The following is a 4,845-nucleotide window of genomic DNA, read 5'->3' as shown; positions in this document are numbered from 1 at the left end:
CACCACATTTTTGTGGACTCAAAGGCTGACTGGGATGAGATCGGCGATATCGGCTGCCAGCACCCCGGGGCCTTTGGCAGCTAGGCAGACTCAATAGCCGCCTTCGCTAGGCCCTGGCAACAACATGTCTAGATAGGCGACAGGTCAAAAGTATTTACTTGCAGGATGCTCACTTTAAGACTACTGTTTTTATATACAGTACTTTTGGAGAGCAGCGATGTATCAGGATTCAGGTAATACTTTACACGGCACCCCACACAACAATCCACACAACAATCCACACAACAACCCACTCAGTAATCCTGTACATCAGTTGTCCGGGCGCCTAGCCGCAAAGGAAATCCCTGAGAGCCTGCACAGCGTCATAAGCCGCCGTGATACCTGGCTCGGCTATAGCGATCTTGCCAGTTCGCCACTCATTGATAATGCTCAGGACAAACAGCATAGCGCCGATAGCGCCGCGAACAGCGACCTTCACTACCATCAACGTATCCCTACCGGTTTTGGTGCATTGGATGCTCGTTTGTGTGAGCAGGGTTGGCCCTTGGGCACCTGCATCGAAGTCATGAGTGACGCCTCAGGCATGGGGGCCATGGGTTTATTTCTGCCGGCCATGGAAGGCCTCAGTCAGCAAGAGCGCTGGCAGGCATTCATCGCACCCCCCTATACGCCTTACGCTCCTCTCCTTGCAGCTCGAGGAGTGGACACCCAGAAAGTACTCCTGGTCCACCCCCGAGAGCGTGAAGAACTGCTCTGGAGCACCGAACAAGCTTTGCGCAGCGGCACCTGCAGCGTAGTTTTCAGCTGGCTGGGAAATGGCGAGTATCGTTATGCTGAGCTGCGAAGACTCCAATTGGCAGCGGCACGCGGCAATACCTTAGCCGTGTTATTCCGGTCTCAGGACGCCGCACATCAACATGCCCCTGCAGCGTTGCGCTTACAAATGAATGCTTACCGCCAGGTGCATATCCTCAAACAGCGCAGTGGCATGCAGGGCATCGATGTCTATTTACCCCCAGAGGATGATATTCCGCACCAGCCTCAACTTTGGGAGTTACCGAAAGACGAGTTATCTCCAGCGAGCCGTGTCGCCTCTTAGACTAAACGGCTACCTGCTACCTGCTACCTGCTACCTGCTACTTACAACCTACAACAGCAGCGAGCCCGTGAATCAGTAAATCTGGAGTTTATCCGCCTATTCCTGTCATAAGTGCTCTGCCCTAAAATGCAGGCACTTAATGACCTTCTTTTTTCTAGACAGGAATAGCCATCATGCAAGATTTCCCTCATCACTATCAGGTTAGCGGCAGCGCCACGGCTGACAGTCCCGTTGTACTCACCGCTGAAAACGTCTCAGAAATTGTAACTGCGCCACCCGCCGAGTTTGGTGGACCAGGCGACAAATGGTCACCAGAGTCGTTACTCGTCGCGGCAGTAGCGGACTGCTTTATTTTGTCATTCCGGGCCATCGCCCGCGCATCGAAACTGGAATGGAGCGATCTTCAGTGCAAGGCATCAGGAACCCTGGACCGTGTAGAGAGGGTGACGCGATTCACAGGCATCAACGTGGAGGCCTCGCTTAGCATCCCCGCGGGCACTGACATCGAGAAGGCCGAGAAACTCCTGCACAAAGCCGAGCAAAGCTGCCTGATTACAAACTCCCTGATAGCAGAAAGCACGCTGAGCACAAACATTACGGTGGACGACTAGAACCTTCATGGATCAATGGTTAACGGAGTACGGCGTCACCATAGGCGTCGGCGGGCTGATTCTATTCATGGTATTTATCGTCTGGGACCTCGCCAAGCGCAGTAACGCCGGCGTGTTTGGCACGATGATCCTCTATCTTGCCCTTGCTTTGGGAGTTCTGGGTTTTGTGATCAAGATTGCTATCAGCTACCTGTTAGAGCGGGGCATGAATTAAAACGCAGTCTTTTCGCTGAACGGGTATCGCCATACAGCAGAAAATTAAGTACTGTATAAATATACAGTACTTAGAATGCCCGTATGCAACTCTGGTTATGCCTCCGCCTTAGCGAGCTGGCTGTTCAATGCCTTCCTCAGCGGCGCCCCCAAGCCCTAGCAGTCGTAGATCGACAACGCATCTATGCCGTCAACGCAACGGCTAGCCTGCTGGGCCTGGAACCCGGTATGGATCCGGTCGCCGCTCGCAGCCTCGCAGGAGAAAGCCCTCTACAGCTTTTACCCCGAGATCCCGATGCCGAGGTACAGGCTCTTGAAAGCCTTTGTTGTTGGGCTTATGGCATCACCCCGCATCTCTACCCGTTTAGGGGAGACTGCCTGATGCTTGAGATCGGCGGCTCCCTCAGGCTTTTTGGGGGCATCGACGCCATTACTCGTCACGCCCGGCAAGGCCTCGCCGGTCGCGGTTACAGCGCTGACATAGCCTTGGGCACAACGCCACTGGCCGCCTGGGCTTTTTCGCATACAAACAGCCACGCCCCTGCATCGAGTGATTACACCCAGAGAGAACAGCTCGACAACCTCCCCCTACAAACCCTTGAGCCCTTACACGAGCAGTTCGAAATACTACAGCGCAGCGGTTTCAAGACGCTTGGAGAGGTCCTCGCCCTACCCAGCGCATCTTTAAACCGGCGCTGCGGGGCACAGTTCCGAGAACTTCTACAACATTTGAGTGGCGAGGTGGTTGCACCTCCCGTCCACTTCGAGCCTCCCAGCTGCTTTGTAGACAGCTACCCCTTGGGCTATCCCGTGCAAAACCAGGACGAGCTAGGGCCCGCTTTGGAACAACTTCTGGCATCCCTGGAGGATTACCTTCGCCAACGGCAACTACAAACCCGGCAAATCATCTGGCACTTTTCAGGCCTAAACAATTACCGGGAAGTGCTCGATGTGCGTACCAGCGAAGCACGCACCCCACGACAGGACTGGTATCGCCTCACCCGCTTACGCTTAGAGCGACAGCCTTTTACTCAGGAAGTAGAGTTGGTACAGCTGCGAGCCGAATCTCTCGAGTCAGCACAACCAACCAGTGGAGATCTTTTTCGCCAAGCCAATCAGTCAGAATCCACCAGCCAGTTGGTTGACCTGCTAAGCAATCGATTGGGCTCCCAGGCAGTTAACAGTCTTCATCATCGCGATGCGCATTTACCGGAGCATAGCTCTGCGAAAGCAGCAACGGGGACTCCTGGCACCCTACCCCCTGCCGACACAGCTCAAAGGCCGTTCTGGCTGTTATCCGAACCGGAAGCGCTGCGTCATGAGGGCGAAGACCTGCTGTTCTGGGGAAGCCGTCTGGAGCTTATCTATGGGCCAGAACGCATCGAAGACGGCTGGTGGGAGCGCAGCACCAGTCGTGATTATTTTGTTGCCCGCAATGGACAGGGACAACGTTTCTGGGTGTTTCACGAACGTCGAAAACAGCGATGGTTCATGCAGGGATTCTTTGCGTAACACACAAAAAGTTCGACCAAATATGACAAAATTATTACAAATTTATGAAAACTATAGCTTTTTAGGACAGATTCGACATAGACTACAGTTCTGCCTAGCACAGCTATATTTCATTTATGTGACAGCCTGTAATAATTCGCTGCACTAAATCATGAAGGCTACGAGAAGAGCTGAGCAACGACGGCATCAAATTTAAACCCTAGGATAGGCGCGATAATAAAGAATCGGACGGACAAACAAAGATCGGGAACGACTGTATAAGCCCGACGAATCGAGACATCTGCGCGACCCGCATCGCCGTGAGGCGAAGGAGAAACAAATGCACAACACTCAAAAATCAGACGCCCGCTCACTCAAAAGCGTCAAAAGCATCACGGGCATAAAGAGCAGCCTGCTCATCGCAGCAAGCGCCATAGGCCTGTCGTTGTTACCGTTGCAAGCAAGTGCTGAAATAACTCAGGACTGCATCCTCGAGGGGACCGTTGATATGCGGAAAGCTCAGGAACTAGGGCAACCGGTATACGTAAACTTCCGCAATGCACGCCGGGGCACCGAAGCTGGCTGCAGCATGAATCGACGTAGCAAAAGTCGCCGCGTACAGTTCATCAGCACCCCGGATACCAGTACCGTTGAAAGCGCGGCTCACGGCAGCAAAGTTCGCTACCGCTACACCGAGCGCGACAACGAGGTTGGCAAGTGGGAGTTACTAGAAGTCAGCGGTACTTAAGCACTCGCAGATTTGAACTAAAAAGGCCCCGCGGAAACGCCGGGCCTTTTTTAATGCCGCCCTGTCACTTCTGACGGTCCCCTTCCATGGGTGATTGATCGACCCATATAAGGTCATCTGTATTAAAGCCAAGAGCTGCGGCGCTCTCGACGAACTCTTCGCGCAACGCATCAGAAACCGTCGGTGTGCGAGCGAGCAGCCACAGATAGTCTCGATTAAAACCCGAGACAAAGGCGTATTCGTAGTTCTCGCGTTCAAGCTCAAACACCACATAGGATGCATAGAAAGGGCCAAAAAATGAAACTTTTAGATGGGCTTCGCTTTCATCGCCAACAAAACCGGCTTTCCCCTCAATATCACTCCACTCGAGATCTTCCGTGTCGTAGCCGCGATTGAACACTCGCACAGAGCCATCCTCTCGCCAGGCATACTCGGCGGTCACGTTTCTTAGGCCCCGCTCAAAACTATGATCCAAGCGTGCTATCTCGTACCAGCGCCCTAGATAGCGATCGGCGTCGAAGTCCTTTACGGCGACCACACCTTCGGGAGTGCCAATACATGCCGTTAGCAGGGGCATCAAAAAGGCAGCGCAAAACCAGCGAAGCTTGCGTTGCCTGCTTAGGTATACCTTCATGAACATACGACTCTCTCTAGCTCTCCATGGGCTTGCCAGGCAAACCATA

At 53.5% G+C, this 4,845-nt stretch carries 6 protein-coding genes; 5 read left to right on the top strand and 1 reads right to left on the bottom strand.

Going from position 1 to position 4,845, the window contains the following annotated elements; all coding sequences use genetic code 11:
* Window positions 1-217 precede the first annotated feature (217 nt).
* The 5 genes from imuA (at window position 218) to AB8B76_RS12060 (ending at window position 4,162) form a co-directional block, all read left to right on the top strand.
* Complete coding sequence (imuA, locus tag AB8B76_RS12080; protein ID WP_405272798.1) at window positions 218-1,099, top strand: translesion DNA synthesis-associated protein ImuA; 882 nt, start codon at window positions 218-220, stop codon at window positions 1,097-1,099.
* A 173-nt stretch (window positions 1,100-1,272) separates the two neighbouring features.
* The gene (locus tag AB8B76_RS12075; RefSeq protein WP_405272797.1) at window positions 1,273-1,710 is read left to right on the top strand and encodes an OsmC family protein; all 438 of its coding nucleotides are present in this window, start codon (window positions 1,273-1,275) and stop codon (window positions 1,708-1,710) included.
* A 7-nt stretch (window positions 1,711-1,717) separates the two neighbouring features.
* Window positions 1,718-1,924: a DUF2788 domain-containing protein gene (locus AB8B76_RS12070; protein ID WP_405272795.1), complete on the top strand. Its 207-nt coding sequence runs from the start codon at window positions 1,718-1,720 to the stop codon at window positions 1,922-1,924.
* Window positions 1,925-2,007: 83 nt separating this feature from the next.
* Window positions 2,008-3,435, top strand: coding sequence for a Y-family DNA polymerase (locus AB8B76_RS12065; RefSeq protein WP_405272794.1), 1,428 nt, complete (start codon window positions 2,008-2,010; stop codon window positions 3,433-3,435).
* 319 nt (window positions 3,436-3,754) lie between these two features.
* Window positions 3,755-4,162, top strand: a complete 408-nt coding sequence (locus tag AB8B76_RS12060; protein ID WP_405272793.1) for a hypothetical protein — start codon at window positions 3,755-3,757, stop codon at window positions 4,160-4,162.
* Window positions 4,163-4,226: 64 nt separating this feature from the next.
* On the opposite strand, the gene AB8B76_RS12055 is transcribed toward AB8B76_RS12060, so the two are convergent.
* Window positions 4,227-4,844: a lipocalin family protein gene (locus AB8B76_RS12055; RefSeq protein WP_405272791.1), complete on the bottom strand. Its 618-nt coding sequence runs from the start codon at window positions 4,842-4,844 to the stop codon at window positions 4,227-4,229.
* Window position 4,845: the final 1 nt, after the last annotated feature.

This window comes from Congregibacter sp., from assembly GCF_045107095.1.
Taxonomy (GTDB): Bacteria; Pseudomonadota; Gammaproteobacteria; order Pseudomonadales; family Halieaceae; genus Congregibacter.
Note: the sequence above shows the minus strand (reverse complement) of the source record. Positions and strands in the feature narration are given on the sequence as shown.

Coding starts and splice junctions, on each gene's coding strand:
- AB8B76_RS12060 (WP_405272793.1), top strand. CDS start 3,755: ATGCACAACACTCAAAAATCAGACGCCCGCTCACTCAAAAGCGTCAAA.
- AB8B76_RS12055 (WP_405272791.1), bottom strand. CDS start 4,844: ATGGTTTGCCTGGCAAGCCCATGGAGAGCTAGAGAGAGTCGTATGTTC.
- AB8B76_RS12075 (WP_405272797.1), top strand. CDS start 1,273: ATGCAAGATTTCCCTCATCACTATCAGGTTAGCGGCAGCGCCACGGCT.
- imuA (WP_405272798.1), top strand. CDS start 218: ATGTATCAGGATTCAGGTAATACTTTACACGGCACCCCACACAACAAT.
- AB8B76_RS12065 (WP_405272794.1), top strand. CDS start 2,008: ATGCAACTCTGGTTATGCCTCCGCCTTAGCGAGCTGGCTGTTCAATGC.
- AB8B76_RS12070 (WP_405272795.1), top strand. CDS start 1,718: ATGGATCAATGGTTAACGGAGTACGGCGTCACCATAGGCGTCGGCGGG.